Source organism: uncultured Thalassospira sp., from assembly GCF_963976115.1.
Lineage (GTDB): Bacteria > Pseudomonadota > Alphaproteobacteria > Rhodospirillales > Thalassospiraceae > Thalassospira.
This window is the reverse complement of record NZ_CAXBJJ010000004.1, coordinates 15,238-39,755: the sequence shown is the minus strand read 5'-3', so window position 1 is coordinate 39,755 and position 24,518 is coordinate 15,238. Positions and strand designations below refer to the sequence as shown.

24 protein-coding genes are annotated in these 24,518 nt (G+C 54.2%); 13 read left to right on the top strand and 11 right to left on the bottom strand.

Annotated elements, in window-relative coordinates; all coding sequences use genetic code 11:
- Positions 1–7 precede the first annotated feature (7 nt).
- Together AAC086_RS05575 and ugpC are read left to right on the top strand one after the other, a co-directional pair.
- A complete protein-coding gene (locus tag AAC086_RS05575; protein ID WP_339776336.1) occupies positions 8–961 on the top strand; it encodes an SIS domain-containing protein in 954 nt (317 codons plus the stop codon).
- Positions 962–1,014: 53 nt separating this feature from the next.
- Entirely contained in the window at positions 1,015–2,091 is a 1,077-nt protein-coding gene (gene ugpC / locus AAC086_RS05570) for a sn-glycerol-3-phosphate ABC transporter ATP-binding protein UgpC (RefSeq protein WP_339776333.1), read from the top strand.
- 44 nt (positions 2,092–2,135) lie between these two features.
- On the opposite strand, the gene AAC086_RS05565 is transcribed toward ugpC, so the two are convergent.
- From AAC086_RS05565 to AAC086_RS05520, 10 genes are all read right to left on the bottom strand, one after another.
- The gene (locus AAC086_RS05565) at positions 2,136–3,125 is read right to left on the bottom strand and encodes an aldo/keto reductase (protein ID WP_339776331.1); all 990 of its coding nucleotides are present in this window, start codon (positions 3,123–3,125) and stop codon (positions 2,136–2,138) included.
- Between the two features lie 70 nt (positions 3,126–3,195).
- Positions 3,196–3,600: a cupin domain-containing protein gene (locus AAC086_RS05560; protein WP_339776328.1), complete on the bottom strand. Its 405-nt coding sequence runs from the start codon at positions 3,598–3,600 to the stop codon at positions 3,196–3,198.
- A 696-nt stretch (positions 3,601–4,296) separates the two neighbouring features.
- On the bottom strand, positions 4,297–4,707 hold the full coding sequence (locus AAC086_RS05555; protein ID WP_339776325.1) for a DUF3830 family protein: 411 nt from the start codon (positions 4,705–4,707) through the stop codon (positions 4,297–4,299).
- A 13-nt stretch (positions 4,708–4,720) separates the two neighbouring features.
- Positions 4,721–6,133 carry a dihydropyrimidinase gene (gene hydA, locus AAC086_RS05550; RefSeq protein ID WP_339776323.1) on the bottom strand — a complete coding sequence of 471 codons (1,413 nt, stop codon included), beginning with the start codon at positions 6,131–6,133 and terminating at the stop codon, positions 4,721–4,723.
- A 34-nt stretch (positions 6,134–6,167) separates the two neighbouring features.
- Positions 6,168–6,896 (bottom strand): amino acid ABC transporter ATP-binding protein, encoded by a 729-nt coding sequence (locus AAC086_RS05545; protein WP_339776321.1) that lies wholly within the window; start codon positions 6,894–6,896, stop codon positions 6,168–6,170.
- Complete coding sequence (locus AAC086_RS05540) at positions 6,893–9,847, bottom strand: FAD-dependent oxidoreductase (protein ID WP_339776319.1); 2,955 nt, start codon at positions 9,845–9,847, stop codon at positions 6,893–6,895. Before AAC086_RS05540 ends, AAC086_RS05545 begins: the two co-directional genes overlap by 4 nt.
- A gap of 10 nt (positions 9,848–9,857) precedes the next feature.
- Positions 9,858–10,748 (bottom strand): 4-hydroxy-tetrahydrodipicolinate synthase, encoded by an 891-nt coding sequence (dapA, locus tag AAC086_RS05535; RefSeq protein ID WP_339776317.1) that lies wholly within the window; start codon positions 10,746–10,748, stop codon positions 9,858–9,860.
- Positions 10,749–10,768: 20 nt separating this feature from the next.
- Complete coding sequence (locus AAC086_RS05530) at positions 10,769–11,461, bottom strand: amino acid ABC transporter permease (protein WP_339776314.1); 693 nt, start codon at positions 11,459–11,461, stop codon at positions 10,769–10,771.
- Positions 11,462–11,609: 148 nt separating this feature from the next.
- Positions 11,610–12,434, bottom strand: coding sequence for an ABC transporter substrate-binding protein (locus AAC086_RS05525; RefSeq protein ID WP_339776312.1), 825 nt, complete (start codon positions 12,432–12,434; stop codon positions 11,610–11,612).
- A 135-nt stretch (positions 12,435–12,569) separates the two neighbouring features.
- Positions 12,570–13,220, bottom strand: coding sequence for a GntR family transcriptional regulator (locus tag AAC086_RS05520; RefSeq protein ID WP_339776310.1), 651 nt, complete (start codon positions 13,218–13,220; stop codon positions 12,570–12,572).
- Positions 13,221–13,322: 102 nt separating this feature from the next.
- Here AAC086_RS05520 and AAC086_RS05515 point away from each other — a divergent pair, with 102 nt between their 5' ends.
- A complete protein-coding gene (locus AAC086_RS05515) occupies positions 13,323–13,991 on the top strand; it encodes a GntR family transcriptional regulator (protein WP_339776307.1) in 669 nt (222 codons plus the stop codon).
- Positions 13,992–14,019: 28 nt separating this feature from the next.
- Here AAC086_RS05515 and AAC086_RS05510 read toward each other — a convergent pair whose 3' ends face one another.
- Positions 14,020–14,907 (bottom strand): helix-turn-helix transcriptional regulator, encoded by an 888-nt coding sequence (locus AAC086_RS05510; RefSeq protein WP_339776304.1) that lies wholly within the window; start codon positions 14,905–14,907, stop codon positions 14,020–14,022.
- 191 nt (positions 14,908–15,098) lie between these two features.
- Here AAC086_RS05510 and AAC086_RS05505 point away from each other — a divergent pair, with 191 nt between their 5' ends.
- From AAC086_RS05505 to AAC086_RS05460, 10 genes are all read left to right on the top strand, one after another.
- Complete coding sequence (locus AAC086_RS05505) at positions 15,099–16,121, top strand: TRAP transporter substrate-binding protein (RefSeq protein ID WP_339776302.1); 1,023 nt, start codon at positions 15,099–15,101, stop codon at positions 16,119–16,121.
- A 111-nt stretch (positions 16,122–16,232) separates the two neighbouring features.
- Positions 16,233–16,760, top strand: a complete 528-nt coding sequence (locus AAC086_RS05500) for a TRAP transporter small permease (protein WP_339776299.1) — start codon at positions 16,233–16,235, stop codon at positions 16,758–16,760.
- Entirely contained in the window at positions 16,760–18,040 is a 1,281-nt protein-coding gene (locus tag AAC086_RS05495; protein ID WP_339776297.1) for a TRAP transporter large permease, read from the top strand. Before AAC086_RS05500 ends, AAC086_RS05495 begins: the two co-directional genes overlap by 1 nt.
- An 11-nt stretch (positions 18,041–18,051) precedes the next feature.
- The gene (locus tag AAC086_RS05490; protein WP_339776294.1) at positions 18,052–18,897 is read left to right on the top strand and encodes a dihydroorotate dehydrogenase electron transfer subunit; all 846 of its coding nucleotides are present in this window, start codon (positions 18,052–18,054) and stop codon (positions 18,895–18,897) included.
- A complete protein-coding gene (locus tag AAC086_RS05485; RefSeq protein WP_339776292.1) occupies positions 18,891–19,835 on the top strand; it encodes a dihydroorotate dehydrogenase in 945 nt (314 codons plus the stop codon). Before AAC086_RS05490 ends, AAC086_RS05485 begins: the two co-directional genes overlap by 7 nt.
- Positions 19,832–21,124 (top strand): Zn-dependent hydrolase, encoded by a 1,293-nt coding sequence (locus AAC086_RS05480; protein WP_339776289.1) that lies wholly within the window; start codon positions 19,832–19,834, stop codon positions 21,122–21,124. The genes AAC086_RS05485 and AAC086_RS05480 overlap by 4 nt, the downstream gene beginning before the upstream one ends.
- Entirely contained in the window at positions 21,121–22,212 is a 1,092-nt protein-coding gene (pyrC, locus tag AAC086_RS05475) for a dihydroorotase (RefSeq protein ID WP_339776286.1), read from the top strand. Before AAC086_RS05480 ends, pyrC begins: the two co-directional genes overlap by 4 nt.
- A gap of 1 nt (position 22,213) precedes the next feature.
- Positions 22,214–22,909: an orotate phosphoribosyltransferase gene (locus tag AAC086_RS05470; protein WP_339776283.1), complete on the top strand. Its 696-nt coding sequence runs from the start codon at positions 22,214–22,216 to the stop codon at positions 22,907–22,909.
- A 14-nt stretch (positions 22,910–22,923) separates the two neighbouring features.
- Complete coding sequence (locus tag AAC086_RS05465; protein WP_339776281.1) at positions 22,924–23,244, top strand: hypothetical protein; 321 nt, start codon at positions 22,924–22,926, stop codon at positions 23,242–23,244.
- A 278-nt stretch (positions 23,245–23,522) separates the two neighbouring features.
- A complete protein-coding gene (locus tag AAC086_RS05460; RefSeq protein WP_339776279.1) occupies positions 23,523–24,470 on the top strand; it encodes a 2-hydroxyacid dehydrogenase in 948 nt (315 codons plus the stop codon).
- Positions 24,471–24,518 lie beyond the last annotated feature (48 nt).

The following is a 24,518-nucleotide window of genomic DNA, read 5'->3' as shown; positions in this document are numbered from 1 at the left end:
TGTTAAAATGAATGTGACCGAGCGTGTCATTGTAGAACAGTTCGCCTATTGGGAGGGCGCAACAACAGTTGACCTGCCAAGCATTACCGAGGCAATCACCGTGGTTGTCGGGTGCGGAACGTCTTATTACCTGGCACAGGCGATTGTATCGGCATTTAATCTGTGCGGGCGAAATGCCCTGGCAGTGCCAGGTGGCGAATGGGCACGTCGGGCGGATGCCTATTTGGCAAAACGCGATGATATTTGTGTGCTGGCCTTGTCGCGCAGTGGAGAGTCAACCGAGACCGTTCAGGCAGTTGATTACAGCAAAAAGCATGGCATTCGCACCATTGCGCTGACCTGCGAAAAAGACAGTTCGATTGTTGCTGCCGCTGGCGAAACAGTTTATGTGCCGACCCACGGTGACGAGGGTGTGGTCATGACATCGTCGGCATCCTTGATGCTGATTGCCGGGTTGCGTTTGGCCGGGACCAACATTTCGCCCTCGATTATTGAAAAAGCGCAAAAACCTCTGGCACAGCTAAGCGCCATTGATGGCGGCTTTATCACCGGGCGCGAACATTTCGTTTATCTTGGCGCAGGTCCGCTTTACGGGATTGCATCCGAAGGGGCGCTGAAACTTCAGGAAATGAGCCTGAGCTATGCGCAAACTTTCCATCCGATGGAATATCGCCATGGCCCGATCAGCCTGATTGATGAAAGGTCGCTGGTGGTTTTGTTATACAGCGAAGACACCGTAGCAGAAGAAGCCAAACTGGCCCAGGAAATTCAGGACAAGGGTGGCAAGGTTATCGGGTTTGGCGGGCCGGGCGATATTTCTATTCCGCTAAGCGAAACCGGTTTGGCCCGGGTTGTTGAATTGCTGCCAGCGTTGCAGGTATTTGGCGAACGGATTGCCGAATTTAAAAACCTTGATACGACCGCCCCGCGTCACCTGTCCAAGGTGGTTGTTCTTTCCTAAGCCTTTCTGGTCCGGGAACACATTTGGCTGGTTCCCCTGTTCGGAGTTCTTCAATGGCCAATCTGACCATCTCACAATTGAAAAAAAACTATGGCAGCGTGGAAGTTCTTCACGGCCTGGACTTAACCGTTCGTGACGGCGAATTTGTGTCGTTGATCGGGGAGTCTGGCTGTGGGAAGTCTACCTTGCTTCGGATGATTGCCGGTCTTGAAGAAATTACCGATGGCACCATCGCCGTGGATGGCCGCGTCATTAATGACGTGGCCCCCAAGGACCGCGATATGGCAATGGTGTTTCAGAATTATGCCCTTTATCCGCATCTGACCGTTGCCGAAAACATGGGCTTTAGCCTGCGATTGCGAAACGTACCCAAAGCTGAAATACGTCCGGCGGTCGAGGATGTTGCCGAACTTCTTAATCTGAGCCCTTATCTGGATCGGTTGCCCAAGGCGCTTTCGGGCGGGCAGCGGCAACGTGTGGCAATGGGGCGGGCGATTGTACGGCGTCCGCAGGTATTTTTGTTTGATGAACCGCTCTCGAACCTTGATGCCAAATTGCGCGTTCAGATGCGCGTTGAAATCAAGGCTTTGCAACGCCGCCTTTCCACCACATCGATCTACGTGACCCACGATCAGATGGAAGCCATGACCATGTCTGATCGCATTGTAATTATGAATCACGGGAAGATCGAACAAATCGGCGCGCCGCTGGAAGTGTATGATCGCCCTGCAAATGTTTTTGTGGCGACGTTTATTGGCTCGCCATCGATGAATTTGTTTGATGGCGTTCTGGAACGCGATGGGGACGGGGTTTTTGTCCGCACGTCGACGGCATTGGTCCGGGTTTCTGGCGCGATAGAGGCACCAACAGGTGCCGGTGTTACCATTGGGGTCCGTCCGGAGCATGTGAAGATCGTGCAAAATGCCGAAACAGGTACGATCCCGTTTAATCTTGATTTGATAGAACCAACCGGCGCAGAAACCCATCTGTATGGTCAGACTGGAAAGGTCTCAATGACGGTTGCTTTGAATGATCGTTTCGATGCGCCGCTCGGATCAACCTTGCATCTTGGCATTCAGGAAGGCAATGTTCATGTGTTCGGCAAAGATGACGGGCGGCGGTTGAATTAAGCCGTTTGCCCAACCGGTTTGGCTGTGTCATCGCTGTTGAACAGCTATCGATTTATCTGCTGCTGCAGGTGTGCCGGATAACGATCACCGACGACCTCGATTTCAGAAAGGGCTGCTGCGATTTCATCAAGATCGGCAGCATCAAGGACGACAGTGTCGGCTTTGTTGTTTTCTTCAAGACGGTGAAGTTTGGTGGTGCCGGGGATTGGGACGATCCAGGGTTTTTGCGCCAGCAACCACGCCAGGGCGATTTGTGCGCGGGTCGCCTCTTTACGGCGGGCGATGACGCCAAGCAAATCGACCAAAGACTGGTTGGCGTGACGGGCTTCGGCCTCGAAACGCGGGCTGAGGTTGCGAAAGTCGCCGTCGTCGAATTTGGTTTCCGGGTTAATCGTCCCGGTCAGAAAACCCTTGCCCAACGGGCTGAACGGGACAAAGCCGATCCCAAGTTCATCAAGTGTTGGCAAAATGTCATCTTCGGGTTCGCGCCACCACAGGGAATATTCGCTTTGCAGGGCGGCAACGGGCTGTTCGCCATGGGCACGGCGAAGGGTGGGCGCACCGGCTTCGGACATGCCAAAATGCATTACCTTGCCCTCGGCAATCAGGTCCTTGACGGTTCCTGCAACCTCTTCAATCGGTATGTCAGGGTCAACGCGGTGCTGATAAAACAGATCAATCCGGTCGGTTCCCAGCCGTTTTAAGGATGCCTCGGCAACCGCGCGGATGTGTTTCGGGCGGCTATTCATGCCCGATTGTCCGCCGTTTTCATCGATGTTGAAGCCGAACTTGGTTGCGATCACCACCTGATCGCGGATCGGGGCCAGGGCCTTGCCAACGATTTTTTCGTTGCTGTAGGGGCCATAGGCTTCGGCGGTATCAAAAAAGGTAATGCCAAGATCGTGCGCCTTGCGTAGAAGCGTGATGGCATCATCCTCTTCCATGGCCGGGCCATAGGCAAAATTGATGCCCATGCAACCATAGCCAATTGCGGAAACTTCCAGTCCGCTTTTTCCCAGAAACCGCTTTTGCATTTTTCATTTTCCAAAGGTAACAGGGGAACGCTTCATTTTGTGATCAGTCGCAGACTAAACGGAATACACTCTAACCAAGCTTCGCGAGGTAATCGTCATCGGTAACATGTTCGAGCCAGTCGACCGCAGACCCGTTTAACGTTTCGGCAATGGCGATATGCGTCATGGCAGATCTGTCAGACGCGCCATGCCAGTGCTTTTCACCCGGCGCGAACCAGACGACATCGCCAGGACGAATTTCCTGTTTGGGCTCGCCTGCGCGCTGTGCCCAGCCAAGGCCGCTGGTGACAATGATGGTTTGCCCAAGCGGATGGGTATGCCACGCCGTGCGCGCGCCTGGTTCAAAGGTAACGAAGGCGCCGCCAACACGGGCAGGGTCCGGCGCCTGAAAGCGCGTATCGATCCTTACTGAACCGGTGAAATAGTCTGCCGGGCCTTTGGCCGACCCATTTACGGCGTTGCGTTGAATATCCATTGCCACGTTCCTTTGTGATGCGGGCATTTCTGGTAAATCGTGCGTCCTGGATCGTTGCCCCCCGAACCGGGCTATTCTATGGGCGGGGTGCCGGATTTTTGTATTACCATGGTGCGCATTTTTTGGGTTAGAAAGTCAAGAAAAGCGCGGACATGTTTGGGCATGCGACGGGATGCAAGGAAAACGGCATGAATGTCGCGCGCCATGCAGGCCGAATTTACCCGGCTGGTTTCATTGTTTTCGCTCAGAACCTAACCGGTGGTGGATCGTGAATTTGTATCGCGAATACCATTATGATCAAGCAGGTCGGCAATTGTGCGCGGGCTGCCATAACGATCAAGACAGCCCATCTGCGCGCAATCAAGGAAGAATCGGTCAGTCGGTCAATTCGTATCGCAACATCACTGTCATTTTATGTTGCCTTTGCTGCAGATGGGGCTGGAGCCACGCAGTTTTAGTAACGGGCGGCAATGGTTTTTTGTTGCCGAATGTTGGTCATCAAATTGAGGCCACTATGATTGAGGTTATTCGGGATCATTCGCGATAATTTTTTTCGGTGGCATTTCGCACAGGAACCTTACAACAAAACCGCCCCGGTTTAGCCAGGGCGGCTTTAATTTTGGTACTCTATCGCCTGCAAGATCAGGCTTATGTCAGCGGGCGGTGCTGATTGTTGTCAATCAACGGGTTTTGTCATCAGGCAACTTCAAACCGGATTTTATGCGCCCCTTTCCACAGAACCGCGTTGCCAAGTTCCGGCAGCTTATCGAGGTTCGATGTCAGGGTAATGAAATGGTTGCCTGCCAGCTGGCCCATTTTGGACGAAAAATCGACCCCGCCATACGCGAGAAGGATTTCTGTTTCGCTAATCCCGCCGGGATACAAAATGATATGGCCCGGAGCCGGGTGGCTGGTATGGTTTTCGTAATCGACCCCAAATGTGTAATCCCCCAGCGGAATCCAAACCCCTTCGCCAGACCAGCGCACATGGACGATGTCGCCTTCATAGGGCAATAATTTGCGAAAGGCTTCCGACGTTTTCGGCGCTTTTTCGCATTCCAGCCAGGCATCGAATTCATACGGGCCAGCGTAAACTTTTAACTTCATTTCATTCTCCTGATCAAACGGGGGCGGGGACGGAATGTCCGTTGGCGTGACGATACTTTCCATCGCCCTTTTTGCCAGTAAGGATGCCATCCTTGACCATAACTTTGCCTCCCAGAACAACGGTGGTTGGCCAGCCGGTCAGCTCAAGGCCTTCATAGGGGGAATAGTCTGATCCGTCATGCAAATCGGCGTGACGAATGGTGCGTTTTGTTGCCGGGTCCCAAATGGCAATATCGGCATCAGCACCAATGGCGATGGTGCCTTTTTGCGGATACAGACCATAGGTTTTGGCGTGATTGGTCGATGTCAGCGCGACAAAACGGTTAATGTCGATCCGGCCTTTCATCACACCTTGGGAAAACAGGATCGGCATCCGTGTTTCAACACCGGGAATGCCGTTGGGAATATGGCGGAAACTGGTGCGGCCTTTGGGCGTTAGCTTGCCTTGCGGGTCGTCATAACGAAACGGGCAATGATCCGATGAAAACAGATCAAATACACCGGTTTCAATGCCGCGCCAGCATTCGGCCTGGGCGGTTTTGTCGCGCGGCGGGGGCGAACAGACAAACTTTGCCCCTTCCCAGTCCATCCCGTCCAGATCATCGGCGGTCAGCATCAGATATTGCGGGCAGGTTTCGCCAACCACCTTTGAACCGCGGGTGCGTGCGCGTGATATTTCGTCGCGGGCTTCGCCGTTGGAAACGTGAACAATCACAATTGGCACATCGACAATTTCGGCCAGGGCCAGGGCGCGATGGGTGGCTTCGCGCTCCACCGCAACCGGGCGGGTGGTGGCATGGGTGCGCGGGGCAACATCGCCCGCTTTTTCGTGCTTTTCGATCAAAAAGCGGATGGCATCTTCGTTTTCGCAATGAACCATCACGGTGGCACCGGTATCGCGCGCTACATCAAGGGTGCGCAGGATGGCGGCATCATCAAGCCGTAAATCTTCATAGGTCATGAAAACCTTAAGCGAGCTATAGCCATCCGCGATCAGGGCCGGAAGATCCTGCCCCAGTACCGCATTGGTGGGTTCGCAAATGATCAGATGAAAGCTGACATCGGTGTAACATTTCCCATCGGCCTGATCGTGATAGTCCTTTAGCGTTTCGCGAAGCGGGGTTCCCTTTTCTTGCAGGCAGAACGGCATGATGGTGGTGTTGCCACCAAAAAGGGCGGACAGGGTTCCGCTTTCAAAATCATCGGCCATGACAATACCCTCGCCCGAGGGCTGCGAGATATGAACATGGCTGTCGATGCCACCGGGCAGAACATATTTCCCGCTAGCATCAATTTCCTGTGCCCCGCCAGAAAGGTTCTGTCCCATCTGCACGATCTTGCCGTCGGTGATGGCGATGTCACATTTGAATGTATCCGATGCCGTGGCAACGACACCGTTTTTGATCACAAGATCGAAATGGTTCATGAATAGCCTTTCTTTGCTGGTCGGTCGGTTCTGCTTAGTGCGCCAGAATTTTGCTTAAAAAGCCTTCGGTGCGCGGGTTGCGATTTCCGGCAAAGAATTCTTCTGTCGGGCAATCTTCAACAATTTCTCCGCGATCAATAAAGATCATACGGGTGGCAACCCGGCGGGCAAATCCCATTTCGTGTGTCACAACCATCATGGTCATGCCTTCACGGGCCAACTCGGTCATCACATCTAGCACTTCGGAAATCATTTCCGGGTCCAGGGCCGATGTGGGTTCGTCAAACAGCATTGCCATGGGTTCCATCGCCAGGGCACGGGCAATGGCAACGCGCTGTTGCTGCCCGCCGGAAAGCTGAAGCGGATATTTCGGGGCCTGTGCTGCCAAACCCACCCGGTCAAGCAGTTCAAGGGCCTTTTTGCGCGAAAGTTCGGGGCTGCGTCCTAAAACCGTTCGCTGGGCCAGCATGATATTGTCGATGATCGTTAAATGCGGAAACAGTTCAAAGTTTTGAAAAACCATGCCCACCCGGCTGCGCAAATCGGGCAGGTCGGTTGTCGGGTCGCCCACCTCGATGCCATCAACGCGGATGGAACCGTGCTGAAACGGTTCCAGCGCATTGACGCATTTGATCAGGGTGGATTTGCCCGACCCCGATGGTCCGCAGATGACAACGACTTCGCCTTTATCAATACCGGTGGAGCAGTTTTTCAGGACCTGATAGTCGCCATACCATTTGCTGACGTCGGTTAATTCAATCATGGCTGTCCTTTGGAAAAACGTGAAATCGAAAAGGGTTCAAGCGCGCGCGGGCTGCCCTGGCCGGAAACCAGTGCGGCTGTGATGTGCCCCACCAGGGGGCCCAGTGTGTAGCCATTTGACGTCACAGCATTAAAAAAGCCCGGTTGGTCGGGGTGCTCGCCCAGAATCGGGGCACCATCAATATTGATGTTCATGGCGGCCCAACTGCGAATGATGTGAAGTTTACGCAAGGCTGGCACAACATGCTGGGCGACCCACAAATTGCCTTCCAGACTGTCGATCAGGGGGCGCGGATGTTGATGCACCGGGTCCAACCCGGCGGTCCAGCCGCCGCCAATAATGAAATTGCCGTTGCTGGCCTGTTTCAGGGTCAGGTGACGGTCGGCATGGGCGACAAGGCAGCCGATCAGCGGGGCGACGGCCTCGGTCACGACCATTTGCAAGGGTGCCCCAAAAACCGGCACATCTAGCCCCAGCATGTTGCCGATGCGCGCGGCATAGGCACCTGCCGCATTCACAATGTTCTTTGCCCGTATTTTGCCGCGCGACGTGGTGACCTCGAAGAACGCGCCGGTTTTTTCAATGCGGGTGACTTCGGTACGATCAAAAATAGTGGCACCTGCCGCGCTGGCAGCATCAAGCACGCATTGGGTGGCAACCAGCGGGTTGATTTTGCCTTCTTGCGGGCAATAGGCCGCGCCAACAAAGCGGCGTGACAGGGCCGGTTCAAGGGCAAACAGGTCATCCTTGCCAATAACGTGGCAGTCCACGCCCATACTGCGTTCGGCACGGGTTTTGGCTTCGAGAAACATCATGTCGCGGTCGTTTTCGGCCACCATGATGCCGCCGGTAATTTTCATTTCAAAATTCGCCGCCAGGTCATTTTGCAACTCGGCCCACAACTGGATTGAATCACGCTGAAGCGGCAGGGTTTGCTGCGCGGGGGTGCCGCCCCCTTCGGCCCGCGCCCCATGATCAAATGATAAAAGTTGCGCATGCAGGCTGCCCGCATTCCCGCCCGAGGCAAGGGAATTGGGATAGGCCTTGTCAATGACCACCACCTCGCGGCCAGCACGGGCCAAAAATAACGCGGTCGAAATGCCGGCAATACCGGCCCCGATTACCAGTGTTTCGGTGTGCGATACCGGCAGCGGGTCGGCGCAATAGAGCGGTGGGTTTTGCGGCAAATGGCTGCGTTTGTGCCCGCCCCATTCGGGTTTTTCGCGTGCCAGTGCCGCCAGGGGTACCGGGCGCAAAGGCATTTGCGGGGCGAGAAAGCCGGTTTTCTCGTTTGTTTGGCGTTTTGGCCGGGTAGGATAACTGTTGTGGTTGGCGTTTGAAATGGCTTGCACATTATGGCTGCAATACCGGCCCTGGCACCGGCCCATGCCCGCGCGCGACAGCCTTTTTAAGGTGGCAACATCATCGCAGGCGGTTTTGGCAAGGTCGTTCAGGGTTTGCAGGGTAACTTTTTCGCACCGGCAAATTTCGGTTTCACCGGGAAGGTCGGTCACAACAACATCATTGGCGGTATAAAGCGACCAAAGGGCAGTTTGAAAGGCCCGGTGCCGGTTCAGTTTTGCAACCAGGCCATCTGTGTTGGTTGTAAAACCAAGTTTTTGGGCAATGGCAGCACCGGTCAGTTTGCCTTGGGCAAGGGCGATATGCGCGCCGCCAAACTGTGCGGCTTCGCCAATGCTGTAAACATCATCAAGGGTTGTTTTGCCGGTTACATCGCGTTGGGCGATCAATTGGCCGTTCACAACATCGTGCCCACAGCCCAGCAAACGCGACAATTCGTTTGATGATGTAAATCCGCCGCCCAACAGAACCGTGTCGGCATTAAATGTGTGGCGGCCTTCGGGGCTGGTGATCTCGACCGATTGCACCGCCCCCTTTTCGTTGCCAACGATATGGGTGATGCGGCTGTCCCATAATACCGGCACACCGCCAAGGCGCAGGGTAGATATTTGGCGGGCACCGTGCACGGCCATCTTGGCCCCGCTTTTTACCAGGCGCATCAGTTTAACCGGTTGCTGCCACGGTGACGGGGCGGCGTCGAGCACGGCAACAATGTTTGCGCCGATCTTACACAGTTCCGATGCGACTTGCAGGTTTAAGGGGCCATTGCCCGCAATGATAATTTGTTTGCCCGGGGGCGTGCCATAGCTGCGCAAAAAGGTTTGTGCTGCCCCTGTGGTCATCACACCGGGCAATGTCCAGCCCGGTACGGGGTCGGGGCGTTCATAGGCCCCTGTCGCAATAACAAGTGCCTTGGGATAAAGGTAAAATGCACCATCGGGGCCATAAAGGCCAACCTTAAGGCGGCCGTCGCTTTGGCGTTCGGCCCCCCAGACAACGGTTTTTGCCTGTATTTGCGCACCGGCATCTCGGGCCTGCGCAATCAGCCTGGCCCCCGCCGATGTTTGGGGATCATGTTTGAATTGTTGCTGTGCCGGGCCAGAGGAAGGCTGTTTGAAATATTGCCCACCAGGAGCAGACCGGTCATCAACCACAATAACCTGTGCCCCCGCCCCGGCCGCCATTGTTGCGGCGGCCAGCCCGGCTGGGCCCGCCCCCACAACAAGAATGTCGGTTTCACGATCGGGAATGGTGGTGGGTGGGGGGGTGATTGTGGCAGTCTGAAGCGCGCTTATATCGGGCCGGGCCGCTTGCGAACTTACCTGCATATTGTTTTCAACCAGCGTCATGCAGGAACGCTGGCTGGAAACATGGTTAACCGTGACAATACATTCATTACAAACGCCCATGCCACAAAACACACCGCGCCCTTGTTTTTCCGATGCCGGTGCGAGATTGCGAATACCCGCATCGCACAGGGCGGCGGCGACACTTTGGCCGCGCTGTGCGGTTATCGCTTGCCCGTCGTAAAAGAACTGCACATCTGCATCCTGATCGGGGCCTGGTGTGTTTGTGGGGTGGCTGTGCATTGCGTTTATCTTACACCGCGAAGGTCAGGTTAAAATCCGATACCAGCTTTTTCATGGCCTGGTCGTGCGGTTGGGGCAGGGGCAGGCGCGGTGGGCGCGGCGGGCCTGCCTGAAAACCCATATGTGACAGCAGGGATTTGGTCCCGGCGACATAGGCCTGTCCGCCAACCGCTTCAATAACAGGCAGCCATTTCAAGTAAAGCGCGCGGGCTTCGTCAATTTTGCCGTCATCGGCAACCAGTTCAAAAATGCGTGCCATTGGCCCCGGTGCCACGTTGGATGCCACCGCCACCCAGCCCTGTGCCCCCATGACAAAAGATTCAAAACCAAGGATGCCGCCAAAGACGGTCATGTTATTACCGGCGAAACGAATGATGTCGCGCACCCGGGTAATTTCCAGGGTTGATTCCTTGATGTAATCGCAGCCATCGATTTGCGCGATCTTGGCAACCAGTTCGGGTTTTAAATCGACATTCGATGTTGCCGGGTTGTTGTAAACCATAATCGGAATCGAAATGGCATCGGCGATGGTCTGGTAATGCACCACAAGTTCGTCATCGGTCGGGGTGGAATAAAAGGGCGGTATTACCATCACACCATCGGCCCCCATTTGCTGGGCAATCTTGCTAAGGCGAACCACTTCGCGGGTGTCTTCGGCACCGGTTCCGATCAGAACCGGCACGCGCCCGGCGGCGGTTGCAATCACTGTGCGGGCCACATCGTCGCGTTCTTCTTGCGACAGCGACAGAAATTCACCGGTGGATCCCAGCGGGATCAATCCGTGAATGCCTTCGCGGATCTGCCAGTCGGTAAAATCGGCAAGTGCCTTGAGGTCCAGGGCGCCATCATTGGCAAGGGGGGTAATCATAACGGTGAAAACACCGCGAAACTTGGGGGTCATTTTGTCGAAATCCTGGAAAATCAGCGTTGATCTGCAAGCGATACATGGGCCGTCGAACGGCCAAATCTTTTTTCAATTCTGCGTTGCACAAAATCCCAAAGCGTTGTCAGGACCAGGTAATAAAGGGCGGCAACGGCAAACAGTTCCAGCACCATGAATTTTTCCTGGATCAATACCTGGGTGCGGCGCAGAAGTTCTTCCATTGAAATAACCGATGTCACGGACGTGGTTTTCAAAAGGCCGTTCACTGAATTGCCCAAGGGCGGAATGATAACCTTGAAAGCCTGGGGCATAACAATGTGGTGCATGATTTTGCGTTCCGTCATGCCCAGGGCACGACCCGCCCGTGTTTGGCCTTCGGGCACGGCCTCGATCCCGGCGCGCACAATTTCGGCAAGGTAGGCCGCTTCGTTCAAGGCCAGGCCCAACAGGGCGGCTTCCATCACGCTAAAGCGGATGCCAAGCTGCGGCAGGGCGGTGTAGATGATAATTAACTGAACCAGAAGCGGTGTTCCGCGAAACAGCCAGATGTAAAATCGGGCAAAAACTTTGACCGGTTGTGCATGTGATCGGCGCATCAGGGCGAGGATAAAACCCAGCGCCAAACCGCCAATCAGGGCAACGACTGTAAGCCAGATTGTTGTGACGACACCGCCCAGGATATAGGAATTAAACAAATATCCGAAGAAGCCGGGCCAGTTCCAAGTTTCCATGTCGTTTGCTTTCCGGGAAGTGAGGGCAAGACAGCCACATCGGGGCAGGGCCTGTGAACAGGTGTGTTGTCCATATCGGGATGCCGGAAACAGGCAAACAGTGCGGGGAGGAAACGCTGTTCCCCCGTTTCCGGCGGGTGGTATCGGGTTATTTGATGTCGTAATCGCCCTTGGGAACGGCGATACCATATTCACCAAACAGCTTGGCAATGGTGCCGTCGGCTTTCATTTCGTCCATCACCTTCAGCACAGCTTCGGCCAGCGGGCGGCTTTTAAAGGCCAAAGCAACCGGTGCCGGGTACAGGCCGCTTAACACGCGATCAAAATCGCCGCGGGCATCATATTCCTTGGCAACCGCGTCAATCGAGACAACGCCGTCAAGCTGACCGGCCCGCAAGGCCTGATAGGCCAGCGCGAAGTTATCAAACGTGCGAATATCAAGACCTTTCAGCCCTTCGGCTTTCAGTTCGGCATCCATCGCACGGGTTTTGCTTTCTTCAAAGCCACCGATTTCAACGCCAATGACCTTGCCAGCAAGCCCTTCTTTTTTGCTGACAGAGGTGCCCGTGCCCGGTGCCATCGAAATGCTGATCGCCTGATCTTCGTAAGGGATCATTTCCATGATTTTGGCGCGTTCTTCATTATAGAAAATGCCGGTATTGATCATGTCCCAACGCCCGCCGTTCAGACCGGGGATCATCGCGGAAAATTCGATGCGGATATATTCCGGGGTCAGGCACAGGCGTTCTGCAATCATTTTGCCCAGCTCAACCCGCATCCCTTTCAGGTCACCGTTCGAATCAATAAATTGCAACGGCGGCAAGGTCGGGTTGGTGGACATAACCAGCGTGCCCGGCTTGATCAGGTCGGCATCGGCAACAGCCGGGCTGCAGGGTGCCGCAAAAACAGGCGAGGTGCCAGCGCCAATGGCAGCCGCACAGATGGCAGTGGCAAGAAACAGACGTGAAAGCATGATGACCCCTGTATGTGACATTGTTTCTATATGATTTTCCACCAATCGCATTCGATTGGTATACCACTTTAATACATAAAAAATATGCTCAGCACAAGGGCATCAAATATATCTGCATAAAATTCGTGCAAGTATTTAGAAATTCTCGAGAATTTTTTGTCTTATTTCGTGCAAATGCTGATGCATTGCGTCTTTTGCCGCTGCGGCGTCATGGGCAATAAGGGCATTTAGGATGGCCCGGTGGTCTGCCGAACCGGGCTTGCCACGCCCCGAAAGCTGGTGGCGTTCAAAGATCGCGGTATAGCGGCGCATTTCGATAATTGTTTTGGCAATGAAGGGGTTACCGCTGCTTTCACCAATCGTCAGATGCAGGGCATCATCAAAATTCCACAGGGTATCGGCCTCGGCATCGGGTGCCGCCTCAATCTCGGTCAAAAACGAATCGAGTTTGCTTAAATCTGCGTCGGTCATGCGCCCGGCGGCCAGGGCGGCCGCTGTTGGTTCGATCAGCAAGCGCAGGTTCAGGCAGTTAAGGTAATCCTCGAGTGTCACCACCCGCACGGTCAGGATGCCACGGCTGTTGCGCACCAAAAGCCCCTGTCCTTCAAGGCGGCCAAGGGCGTCGCGCATGGGGGATCGCGACACGCCCAACTGATCGGCAAGGCGACGTTCCTGCACGATGGTGCCGCCTGCCAGGTGGCCCTCAAGGATGCTTTTTAACAAGCGCGCAAAGACGCTGTCAGAAAGGCTTCCATGACCGGGATTGCTGCTTGATCGCTCTTTCAATTATCTATACCCATGCTGGATTCTTGATAGTATATATTCGGTATACCGCGTGGAACCGATAGATTGAAAAGGAAATACATGTCGGGGAGCAAGGAAAATTCCATGATCATCGAACGGGGCGAAGAAACTGGCGGTTCGCATAATCTGGCGACATTGACCTATAAGGCGGTTTCCGAAATGATCAGACATCGCCGTTTGAACGGGGGCGATATTATTGTCGAGGCGCGGCTGGCCGAAACACTGGGGATTTCCCGTACACCACTTCGCGAGGCCCTGCAACGCCTTGAGGGCGAAGGGCTGGTGCGCAAAGGCGATGGCCGAAACTATGTCGTGCGTCGTGTTGATGTGGGCGAATATCTGCAAAGTTTACGCCTGCGCAAAATTATCGAACCCGAGGCCGCCGCATTGGCCATGAGCGCCATCCCGCGCAAACAGTTGCTTGCGGTGCGCCGCGAGATCGAAGATCTGATGGGGGGAACGGCCTATCACACCGACTCGCACTGGTTTTCGGATGATAACCTGCACAATATGATCATTGATCATTGTGGCAACGAGGTTATGGCGCAAACCTTGCGCGATTTGCGCGCAACAACCAGATTGTTTGAAATTGCCCGTTTAAAGGAACGTTTGTTACCAGACTCATCCGAGCATCTGGCGATTATCGAAGCCTTATCGGCCAATGACGAAGAAAAAGTCCGCGAAACAGTTGCGGTTCACATCCAAAGCCTGATTTCCTTTACCCGCCACCATCTTGGCATTTCAGCCACCTGATTGCGGGTAACGATGGGGCCGCCGTGGTTTATACCGTGCCCAGAATTTCGCGCTCGATGTAATCGGCACCTTCTTCGCCCTTAAGGCTGCGTCGCCACAGGCGGTTTGTCATTTCGGTATAAAGTTCAATCGCTTCGGGGGCGGCACTTACCGTTGCAACGCCCAGTCTGATATTGGCGAAAGTCCCCAGACGAAACGGACTGACAACAACGCGGGTTTCTGTGCCCTGTTTAAACAATTGAAAGGTGGCCCCGGGCATTGAATCAACGATGACACCCACCTGGGTGCCAATCGGCTGGTCACGTAGCAGGCGCACAATATTTTCAATCTCGTTACGCGCAACTTTGCGGCGAAATTCCAGGTCGGCGCGGCTGGGTTCAAAGGTGCCAACAAACCCGGTACGCATGAATTGCGCCAGTTCTGCTGCACATACCAGGCTAACGGTGTTGGGGGTTCGTGCCCGAAAGGCCTTTTTACGTTGCTTTAGTATTTTCAACAGGGCGTCAATATCACGCAGGGCCGCTGTTTTATCTGTCGCATCCTCAGGGATGCTTTCTTTTAAAACCGTGGGCAATAAGTCGTCAAAATGGTCGGTGGTCAGAAGATAGGATACCGGATCAAACAGCATGCTGATATGGTCGGCCTGTTCTTCAAGCTGTCGCATTCTTTCAAAGAAGCTAACCGCAGAGCCAATATATTCCACACCAACGCCAAGCAGGTTGGGCAGAGAAACACCCAGGCCGTCGGCAATTTTGCCAAGCGTATCAAGTTTGGGTGGGTGACCGGCCTCATAGCGATAGATCGCCGCGCGCGAAACGCCGATCTGTTCGGCCAGTTCCTCGGGTGACATACCTTTGCCCATGCGAAACGCCTTGATCCGCTGGCCGATATCTTCTCCTGCCATTTCTGCACTCATGTGATTGTGCCGTGTGTTGTGTTCACAATACCGAATGGGCAAACTATACGACAAAATTTCAAAAAATCTCATTTTTTAAGATATTTTTTTGAAATTCTCTTTTTTGAGAAAATTATTGACTTTGTGGATCAGTCAGGGAAGATGATTGTTCAAATCTTGATCTGTTCAAAACCTATCAGGGGGTATCTGCAATGTCAGTTTCAACACCGGTCAAATTTCTTACTGCTGCCTTATGTTTTTCGGGCCTGACCATGGCTTCGGCACAAGCTGCCGATTTCGTGGCAAAGATTGGCCATCTCGAATCCGCTGCCCAAACACGTAACATCTACCTCGAAAAAGTCGCCAAACTGGTGAACGAGCGTACCGATGGCAAAGTCGAATTTGATATTTACCCGCAAGGTCAGCTTGGCAATCAGCGCCAGATGACCGAAGGCACCCAGTTGGGTGTTCTTGAGGCAACGGTGGCACCGGCCGCATTCCTGGGGGGGTTTAACGCGGCCGTTTCGGTTCTTGATATTCCTTATTTGATGCCGCAGGATTTTGCGCAGGCAGAAGAAATTCGCGAGAGCGCGTTTGGCGAGGAACTTCTGGCATCGTTTGCATCCAAAGACGTCGTTGCGATTGGCCTGTGGCCGAACGGTTTTAAACAGTTGACCTCGAACAAGCCGATTGACAACTGGAAAGAACTTGCCGGGCAGAAATTCCGGGTGATGGATTCCAATATCCTGATCGAACAGTTCAAGGCCGTTGGCGCATCCGCGATCGCCCTGCCGTTTGGCGAGCTTTACACCTCGTTGCAGATGGGCGTTGTCGATGGCGAGGAAAACCCTCTCGATACCATCGAACGCATGAAATATTACGAAGTTCAGAAAAACCTTGTCATATCTGACCATGGCGCGATGGAAGACGTGATCCTGTTTAACGAAGCTTTCTGGAATTCGATGCCGGAAAACTATCGCAAGATCATTGTTGACACCTTCCATGAAGTCATTCCTGACCTTGTGAAGGACAAAGCTGCCAAAGTTGCCGCTGCCCTTGAAGTAGTGAAAAAAGAAGGCATGAATGTGCGCGTTGCAACCCCCGAAGAGCGGGCTGCCCTGCGTGCTGAAGTCTATCCGGCCACCAAAGCTGCTTATATCGAGCGTGCGGGTGATGAAGGCAAAAAACTGATCGACCTTTATGAAAAGGCCTATGCCAAGGCCACAGGCAAGTAATCATTGGATGGCGGCATGTCGGGGTTTCTCCGATATGCCGCCATTTTTGTTTTTAATTTCTAAAACCGGTCGGCTGCAAAATAACGATAATCTATGCCGGGGAGAATACACATGGCGACGCTATTAAAGGTTCTAAGAGCCACCGAGCGTATGTTTCTGGTGACCATCTTTTTATTGATGGTCGGGCTTTTTACGCTTGGCGTTGTGGTGCGTGAAGTTGCTCCGCAATATTCCAGCGACTTCTCGTGGATCGAAGAAGCGGTGCAGATGCTTAATCTGTTCCTGGTGTTTTGCGCCCTTGGTCTGGCGCTGGAACGCAAACGCCATGTTGGCGTCACCACTTTCCGCGATGCGCTTTCGCAAAAAAAACGCAAATTTGTGTTCGCCCTGATCGATCTGACCGGTCTTTTATTTTCGATTTACACCACCAAACTTGGCATCGAAATGGTCCAGTATGTTTTTGCATCCGACCAGCGCAGCCCGACGCTTAATATCCAGATGGGCTGGATTTATTTGGCGCCGACCATCGGGTTTGCCCTTTTGGGGTTGCGTTATGGCCTAAGCCTGTTTGGTGTGATTGACCGCTTTACCCCCGATAAACCCAACAATGACGCCGCTATCGAAAAAGGAACCGCATAATGCTGATCGTAATTATTGGCGTTACCGTCGTTCTGATGGCGCTCGGGTTTGAAATGCTGCTGGTGCTGGGCCTGCCTACACTTGCGGTTAAGGAAGTGTTTTACGGCGGCCTTCCCGATGTTGTGTTTGTTCAAAAACTGCTGGGCGGTATTGATCATTCAACCTTGCTCGCCATTCCGTTTTTTCTGTTTGCCGCGCAATTAATGGCATCGGGCCAGATCACGCGTCGTTTGATGGCGCTGGTCAGTGCGATGGTTGGCCACACCCGTGGCGGTATCGGCCATACCGTTATTGGCGGTTCAATGGCGTTTGGCTCGGTTTCGGGGTCGGCCCCGGCGACGGTTGCGGCCCTTGGCGGCATGATTTACCCCGAATTGCGCAAAAGCGGTTATTCGGAAAAATTCAGCCTGGGACTGATTGTTTCCAGTGCGGAAACCGCGCTTTTGATTCCGCCGTCGATTACTTTCATTGTCTATGGCTGGATGACCGGCACCTCGGTTGCGCAACTGTTTGCCGGTGGCCTTGCCATTGGTGTGGTTCTGGCGCTGAGCTTTGCGGTTCTGGTTATGATCCATGCATCGCGCCAGAAGGTAACAGCGGCAAAACGCGTTCCCTGGCGCCAGCGGCTTGATGCGCTGGTGGCGGCGGGTTGGGCGCTGGGGATGCCGGTGATTATTCTTGGCGGGATTTATTCGGGTACTTTCACCCCCACCGAGGCTGCCGCCGTCAGCGTGGTTTATGCGATTTTTGTTGAGGGTGTGGTTTACCGCGAACTTGGCTTTCGTCAGTTGGTTGATGTTTGCGAAGCCAGTGCCATTTCAACCGCTGTTATTTTTGTTTTGCTGGCATTTGGCGGGGTGTTGTCGTTTTTTGTCACCCTGGCACAGGTTCCCGCCGCGATTTCGGCGTTTCTGACCGCCATTCACGCCGGGCCGATCCTGTTTCTTCTGATCCTTAATGTGTGCTTCCTGATCGCCGGGATGTTTATTGACCCCAATTCCGCCCTGCTGATTTTGGTGCCACCGCTGTTTCCGGTTGCCACCAGCCTGGGGATTGATCCGGTACATCTGGGCATGATCGTCACACTGAATATCAGCCTGGGTATGATTACGCCGCCCTTTGGGCTGGATCTGTTCGTGGCGTCCTCGACGCTGGATAAACCCGTCACCCGGATCATTGCCGGGGTGTGGCCCTTTGTTGTTGCCAACCTGGTTGCCCTTGGGATCGTGACGTATATCCCGCAGATTTCCCTTTTCATTCCCAACCTTTTATTCAGGTAAGGAAACGTTCGATGAATACCGTAGCCTTAAATGTCGCGCCGGGGATGATTCCGGCGAACGAACGGGTATTCGAAAGTGAATGCCTGGTCAAAAGCAATATACCGGTCAATAACGACTATCGCCTGCTGGTTCTTGATGCCCCCGCCGAGATCCTTGACTGTACGCCGGGCCAGTTTTTTCATATCCAGTGTCCGGTGCGCGGCGGGCATCAGCCCTATTTGCGTCGCCCCATGAGCATCTATGGCTATTTCCCGGAAAAGGGCGAATTGCAGTTCCTCTATAAGATCGCAGGGGAAGGTACGGCGGCCCTGGCCGAACTGGTGCCGGGCGAAAGTCTGAATGTGGTGGGGCCGTTAGGGCAGGGTTTTGACATCCGCGAGGACTGGGACAATCTTTTGTTGCTGGCACGCGGGGTTGGTCTTGCCACCCTGGCACCGCTTGCCCTTGAAGCGCAGCGCCGGGGTAAAAAGCTGACCGCGATTTGCAGCGCCCGCTCGCCACAATTGTTGATGTCGATTGATTATTTCCGCGATCTGGGTGCCGACGTGATGACGGTTACCGACAGTGAAGGAACGTCCGATCTTGCCCATCTGCGCACCTTGATCGAACAACTCATTGCCGATCAGCGTGTCGATGCCTTTTATACCTGCGGATCGAACCGGTTGCTTAAACTGTTGCAGGATATTGGTGCCACCCACGACATTCCGGGCCAGATCGCCCTGGAACAGCAAATGGCCTGCGGGCTTGGGATGTGTCAGTGCTGTGTGCGCTCGTTTCGGGCGGAAGGCGGCATTGTGCATAAACGGGTATGCAAAGAAGGCCCTGTCTTTGAATTGCAGGAGGCAATGGGATGGTAGATCTTTCTGTCAAGATCGGTGATCTGACCTTGAAAAACCCGATTATGCCGGCCTCGGGCACATTTTCGGAAGATCTGGTTAATGTTTTTGATTTGAACCTGTTGGGTGCCTTGGTGACCAAAACCATCACCCGGGGGATACGGCAAGGCAACCCGACACCGCGCGTTTGCGAGGTATCGGGGTCGATGCTAAATTCAATCGGTATCCCCAGCAAAGGGGTCGGGCATTTTATTGCCAATGCCGTGCCGTTCTATCAGGCCTATAACAGCCCGCTGGTGGTCAGCATTTCGGGCAATACGGTCGATGAATTTGCCCGTCTGTGCGAAGAAGTCAGCGTGCCAGGTGTTGCCGCGATCGAAGTCAATATTTCGTGCCCCAATATCGAGGAAGACGGCAAGGCCTTTGCCATGCGGCCTGCCTCGACGCTAGACGTTATGCGTAAGCTGCGTGCGGCAACCGATCTTCCTTTGTGGGCGAAACTGACCCCCAATACCGGTGAAACATCCGACGTGGCCCGTGCCGCCGAAGAAGGTGGTGCCGATGCCCTGGTGGTTGCCAACACCATGCTGTCGATGTCAATCGACATTCATTCGCGCAAACCGCGCCTGGGCAATTTGATGGGCGGTCTTTCAGGCCCGTCGTTAAAGCCGATTGCGTTGCGCATGGCCTATCAATGTGCCAAGGCGGTTGATATTCCCGTTATTGGTTGCGGGGGCATTTCAACCACCGATGATGTTCTGGAATATCTGATTGCCGGGGCCTCGGCCGTTCAGGTCGGCACGGCAACCTTTATTCATCCAACGGCGATGGTTCGCATGATTGCCGAGCTTGAAGATTATCTCAACGCGCAAAACATTGCTTCGGTCCGCGATCTGATTGGCAGTGTGCGCGATGAAGAAGCCGCCGACACCGTTGTTTTTATGGAGGCTGCACCATGAGCAACCGCACCACCATACCGTCCAGCTTTGCCCAAAAGGATTGCGACAGGGTTGCCGGTTTGTTTGCCCAAATCGCCACCCGTACCGCAGATACACAAGGTGTCAGCCGCCCGGCCTATTCGGAAATTGAAACCGAAACCATCAATTTCCTGATCGACTTTGCCCGCAAAAACGGGCTGGAAGTTGAATTTGACGCCGCTGCCAATGCCCTGTTTTCCTTACCCGAAGACCGCAATGCCGAAAAATACGTTCTTGTCGGCTCACATGCCGACAGCGTGCCCAATGGCGGAAATTTCGATGGCCTTGCCGGTATCCTTGCCGGGTTGATCTGCCTGGTTCGTGCACGCGAAGAAGGGCGGAAATTTGCCCGTCCGGTTAAAGTCATAGCCCTTCGCGGCGAAGAAAGTGCATGGTACGGCCCGTGTTATATCGGCTCAAAGGCCTTGTTTGGCCTGTTAGGCGCAAATGAACTTGGCGCACTTCACAAGGGCGATCAGCGCCCGCTATCGGCCCATATGGCCGATAGCGGTATTGACATGAAACCCGTTAAAGCCGGGCAAAAACTGTTCGATCCGAGCCGCCTTCTCGCTTATGTCGAAGTGCATATCGAACAAGGCCCGCTCTTGGTGAACAAGGATTTACCGGTTGCCAATGTATCGGGCATTCGCGGAAATATCCGCCACAAGGCGATTACCTGTATTGGTGAAGCGGGTCATTCCGGTGCGGTGCCGCGTGCCTATCGCCGGGACCCGGTTTTGGCAATGGCCGATCTGTTTACCCGGCTTGATGATGACTGGGACACGATCCTGCAAAAGGGCGATGATCTGGTGCTGACCAGCGGTGTTGTGGGCACGGACCCGCAAAAACATGCCATTGCCCGCATTCCTGATAGCATTTCATTTAGCCTTGATGTGCGCAGCCAGGATGTTGAAACGCTGGATTCCATGCGTGACCTGTTGCGCGCCCATATGCGGATTGTCGAACGTAACCGCAAAATCCGCTTTGAGATGGACGACGAACTCAGCGTTGCCCCGGCCTTGTGCGATGCCGATATTGTTGCGGGAATTTCAGCCGCGATGCGCCGGTTGGGTTACGAAGATTATGTTATGCCCAGTGGGGCGGGTCATGATGCGGCGGTATTTGCCAATAATGGCGTGCCCACCGGCATGATTTTCATTCGGAACCGTAACGGGTCGCATAACCCGCATGAAGCCATGGAAATGGATGATTTCATGGCCGCCAGTTCGGTCTTGTATGACTATCTGACGTTTGACGACGGTGCGGCATGACCACCGGCGAATTGATCCTGCGGCGACCCGATGACTGGCATTTGCATGTGCGCGATGGTGCCATGTTGCGCGCGGCCCTGCCGCACAGCAGTGCCAATTTTCGCCGCGCGATCATTATGCCCAATCTGGTGCCGCCCGTTACAACGTCACAGGATGCGCGCGCCTACCGGGACCGTATCGTGGCAGCCGTGCCAGACGGGCACGATTTTACGCCGTTAATGACGCTGTACCTTACCGAAACCACCGACCCTGACGACGTTGCCTGCGCCTTTGAAACAGGGTTGATTTCGGCCATAAAGCTGTATCCGGCCGGGGCGACCACCAATTCGGACCGGGGGGTGCGCGATATTGACCATGTGATGCCGGTTTTGGAACGCATGGCGCTGTTGGGTATTCCGTTATGTGTGCATGGCGAAGTCACCGACCCCGATATTGATATTTTTGACCGCGAAGCCGTATTTATTGACCGGGTTTTGCGCCGTTTGTGCGAACGGGTGCCGGAATTGCGTATTGTGATGGAACACATCACAACCGAGGAAGGCGTTCAATATGTATGGGAAAGTGGCGAAAACATTGCCGCAACCCTTACACCGCACCACCTTGTGATCAATCGCAATGCCATGCTGGTCGGCGGTATTCGCCCGCATTATTATTGTTTGCCGGTGGCCAAACGCGAAAAGCACCGGGGGGCGTTGCGCCGGGCAGCGGTGGCGGGGAACGGGAAGTTTTTCCTTGGTACCGACTCAGCCCCGCATCCTGATGGCCGCAAAGAAAGTGCGTGTGGGTGTGCAGGCATGTTTACCGCTCCAAATACGCTTTCTTGCCTGGCTCATGTCTTCGAGGAAGAAGGCGGGCTTGACCAGCTAGAGGCTTTTGCGTCATTGAATGGCGCAGCCTTTTATCGGCTGGCGCCAAATGAAGAACGTATTCGACTGGTTAAAAAGACGATGCCGTTTGACGTGTCGGCGAAAATAGACACCGGCGAAGGTATGCTGACTGTGTTTGATCCGGGATTTGCGCTTTATTGGCATCCTGATCGGACATATCGGGCAGACCCGGGCGAAGCCGCAACCAAGACGAGGTCCTGACATGTTTTCCAATGCCTTTCCCGAACGTGCCCTGATGGCAGAAATGACGGCCAAGATGCTTCTTGAGATAGACGCCGTGCATTTTCGCGCCGACAAACCGTTTACCTTTACATCAGGGCTGGCCAGCCCGGTCTATATCGATTGTCGCAAACTGATTTCCTATCCGCGCATCCGGATGACCCTGATGGATTTTGCCGCATCACAAATTTTGCGAACGGCTGGTTTTCAGAAATTTCAGGCCGTTGCGGGCGGCGAAACGGCGGGCATTCCGTTTGCGGCGTGGCTTGCCGATAAACTTGTTTTGCCGATGCAATATGTGCGTAAAAAACCCAAGGGGTTTGGCCGCGACGCGCAGATCGAAGGCGACATCATCGAAGGGGCCAATGTTTTGTTGGTCGAAGACCTGACAACCGATGGCGGCAGCAAGATTAATTTCTGCGAAGCCCTGCGCCGCGCCGGGGCCAATGTGACCGATACACTGGTTATTTTTTATTACGATATTTTCCCGCAAACGCGCGAAAAGCTGAAGGAACACGGCCTGGAGCTGCATTGGCTGGCAACATGGTGGGATGTCCTGGCTGTCTGCAAGGCCCAGAATTATTTTGATCCAAAAACCCTCGACGAGGTCGAAGCCTTCCTGACCAATCCCCTTGAATGGTCAGGCCAGCACGGCGGCGCGATGGAAATTAGTCTTTGAGAAGGGATACCAACATGTATGAGAAATTGATCACTGTAATGCAGGGCGATGCCCTTGGCGTTCAGGCCTATGAAGAATGCAGCCGGATTGCCGCCCTTGCCATCACCGAACAGACCGGCGATGCGGCACCGTTTTTGTTGCTGGGCATGATTGCGAACCGGTTTATCGATGCCTATCGTGACCAGCCGCTGTCGCGCAAAACTGCCGAAGACCAGGCAAAGCGTTATGTCGCCCTGTGCATCGCATTTCGCGATGCCTTTGAAAACGGCAGCGATGCCGATCAGCTGCGCATTCTAAACGAAACGGCCCGCGCCTATAACGCCGAAACGCTCTAAACACGGTGCTGTTTTGGTTTTGCCACGATGCATGGGCGACAACATTTCTGTTGTTCATTCAGTGCAGGCTTTAAATATCCAGAGGCGAAGGATCAATGTCCTTCGCCTTTTTTTGCGCGTGTTATTGCCGATGACAGCGGATTTTAGATCAGCTTGCGAAAAATTGGGGCAGGGCATTGCATCACGCGGTTGGTTAAGGGCATTATTGGTCATACCAATAATATAGGGCGACCCCGCCGATCTGGTTGGTTGATCGCTTTTTTCAGGAGAGTCCTTTTATGCCTGCCACCCGTGACGTTCTTGTCGTTTCGCCTGCACGCTCCCACCAAATGGAAAAACTGGCGCAGGAATATACCCTGCATCGCTACGATCAAAGCGATGACCGCGACGCTTTGGTGGCCTCGGTTGCCGATAAAATCCGGCTGGTCATGACCACCGCCGGAGTTGGGATTCCTGCCGGGTTGATGGCGCAATTGCCCAATCTGGAAGTAATCACCAGCTTTGGTGTTGGCTATGATTCGATAGACATCGCCGCCTGCACCGCGCGGGGCATAAAGGTGACCAACACCCCCGATGTTTTGAACGATGATGTTGCCGATACTGCCATTATGTTGATGCTGGCAACCTTGCGTCGCCTTGTGGTCGGCGATCGTTGGGCGCGCAGTGGTAACTGGTCCCAAAACGGGGTCATGCCGCTGACCACAACCTTGCACGGTAAAAAGGTCGGTGTGGTTGGTTTGGGCCGCATTGGCAAGGCCATTGCCAGCCGGGCGGAACCGTTTGGGGTTGAACTGGGTTATTTTGGCCGATCCGTGCAAACTAATGTTAACTATCGCTATTTTGATGATCTTGTTGCGATGGCAAAATGGGCCGATGTGCTGGTTGTGGCCTGCCCGGGTGGGGATGCTACCCGCAATCTGATCAATATGGATGTGCTGGCGGCCTTGGGGGCGACAGGATATGTCGTGAACATTGCGCGCGGCAGCGTGATTGATGAACCCGCCCTGATCACGGCATTACAAGATGGCACCGTGGGTGGCGCGGGATTGGATGTGTTCCATAACGAACCGCATATGAACCCGGCCTTTGCCGCACTTGATAACGTTGTGATTTATCCGCACCACGCCAGTGGCACAGTTGAAACCCGAAATGCCATGGGGCAACTGGTGGTCGATAATCTGATCGCATTTTTTGCAGAAAAACCCCTGATAACCCCGGTTAACTAATTGTGATGGGCCGGGAAACCGGCCCTTTTGCGCGCTGGCATCCGGGGG

What these genes read in the sequence shown, in the direction of transcription:
- AAC086_RS05515 (WP_339776307.1), top strand. Translation starts at nt 13,323, where the DNA reads ATGATCATCGAACGGGGCGAAGAAACTGGCGGTTCGCATAATCTGGCG.
- AAC086_RS05500 (WP_339776299.1), top strand. Translation starts at nt 16,233, where the DNA reads ATGGCGACGCTATTAAAGGTTCTAAGAGCCACCGAGCGTATGTTTCTG.
- AAC086_RS05460 (WP_339776279.1), top strand. Translation starts at nt 23,523, where the DNA reads ATGCCTGCCACCCGTGACGTTCTTGTCGTTTCGCCTGCACGCTCCCAC.
- AAC086_RS05495 (WP_339776297.1), top strand. Translation starts at nt 16,760, where the DNA reads ATGCTGATCGTAATTATTGGCGTTACCGTCGTTCTGATGGCGCTCGGG.
- ugpC (WP_339776333.1), top strand. Translation starts at nt 1,015, where the DNA reads ATGGCCAATCTGACCATCTCACAATTGAAAAAAAACTATGGCAGCGTG.
- AAC086_RS05540 (WP_339776319.1), bottom strand. Translation starts at nt 9,847, where the DNA reads ATGCACAGCCACCCCACAAACACACCAGGCCCCGATCAGGATGCAGAT.
- pyrC (WP_339776286.1), top strand. Translation starts at nt 21,121, where the DNA reads ATGACCACCGGCGAATTGATCCTGCGGCGACCCGATGACTGGCATTTG.
- dapA (WP_339776317.1), bottom strand. Translation starts at nt 10,748, where the DNA reads ATGACCCCCAAGTTTCGCGGTGTTTTCACCGTTATGATTACCCCCCTT.
- hydA (WP_339776323.1), bottom strand. Translation starts at nt 6,133, where the DNA reads ATGAACCATTTCGATCTTGTGATCAAAAACGGTGTCGTTGCCACGGCA.
- AAC086_RS05510 (WP_339776304.1), bottom strand. Translation starts at nt 14,907, where the DNA reads ATGAGTGCAGAAATGGCAGGAGAAGATATCGGCCAGCGGATCAAGGCG.
- AAC086_RS05505 (WP_339776302.1), top strand. Translation starts at nt 15,099, where the DNA reads ATGTCAGTTTCAACACCGGTCAAATTTCTTACTGCTGCCTTATGTTTT.
- AAC086_RS05555 (WP_339776325.1), bottom strand. Translation starts at nt 4,707, where the DNA reads ATGAAGTTAAAAGTTTACGCTGGCCCGTATGAATTCGATGCCTGGCTG.
- AAC086_RS05485 (WP_339776292.1), top strand. Translation starts at nt 18,891, where the DNA reads ATGGTAGATCTTTCTGTCAAGATCGGTGATCTGACCTTGAAAAACCCG.
- AAC086_RS05545 (WP_339776321.1), bottom strand. Translation starts at nt 6,896, where the DNA reads ATGATTGAATTAACCGACGTCAGCAAATGGTATGGCGACTATCAGGTC.
- AAC086_RS05565 (WP_339776331.1), bottom strand. Translation starts at nt 3,125, where the DNA reads ATGCAAAAGCGGTTTCTGGGAAAAAGCGGACTGGAAGTTTCCGCAATT.
- AAC086_RS05490 (WP_339776294.1), top strand. Translation starts at nt 18,052, where the DNA reads ATGAATACCGTAGCCTTAAATGTCGCGCCGGGGATGATTCCGGCGAAC.
- AAC086_RS05470 (WP_339776283.1), top strand. Translation starts at nt 22,214, where the DNA reads ATGTTTTCCAATGCCTTTCCCGAACGTGCCCTGATGGCAGAAATGACG.
- AAC086_RS05465 (WP_339776281.1), top strand. Translation starts at nt 22,924, where the DNA reads ATGTATGAGAAATTGATCACTGTAATGCAGGGCGATGCCCTTGGCGTT.
- AAC086_RS05560 (WP_339776328.1), bottom strand. Translation starts at nt 3,600, where the DNA reads ATGGATATTCAACGCAACGCCGTAAATGGGTCGGCCAAAGGCCCGGCA.
- AAC086_RS05525 (WP_339776312.1), bottom strand. Translation starts at nt 12,434, where the DNA reads ATGCTTTCACGTCTGTTTCTTGCCACTGCCATCTGTGCGGCTGCCATT.
- AAC086_RS05530 (WP_339776314.1), bottom strand. Translation starts at nt 11,461, where the DNA reads ATGGAAACTTGGAACTGGCCCGGCTTCTTCGGATATTTGTTTAATTCC.
- AAC086_RS05480 (WP_339776289.1), top strand. Translation starts at nt 19,832, where the DNA reads ATGAGCAACCGCACCACCATACCGTCCAGCTTTGCCCAAAAGGATTGC.
- AAC086_RS05575 (WP_339776336.1), top strand. Translation starts at nt 8, where the DNA reads ATGAATGTGACCGAGCGTGTCATTGTAGAACAGTTCGCCTATTGGGAG.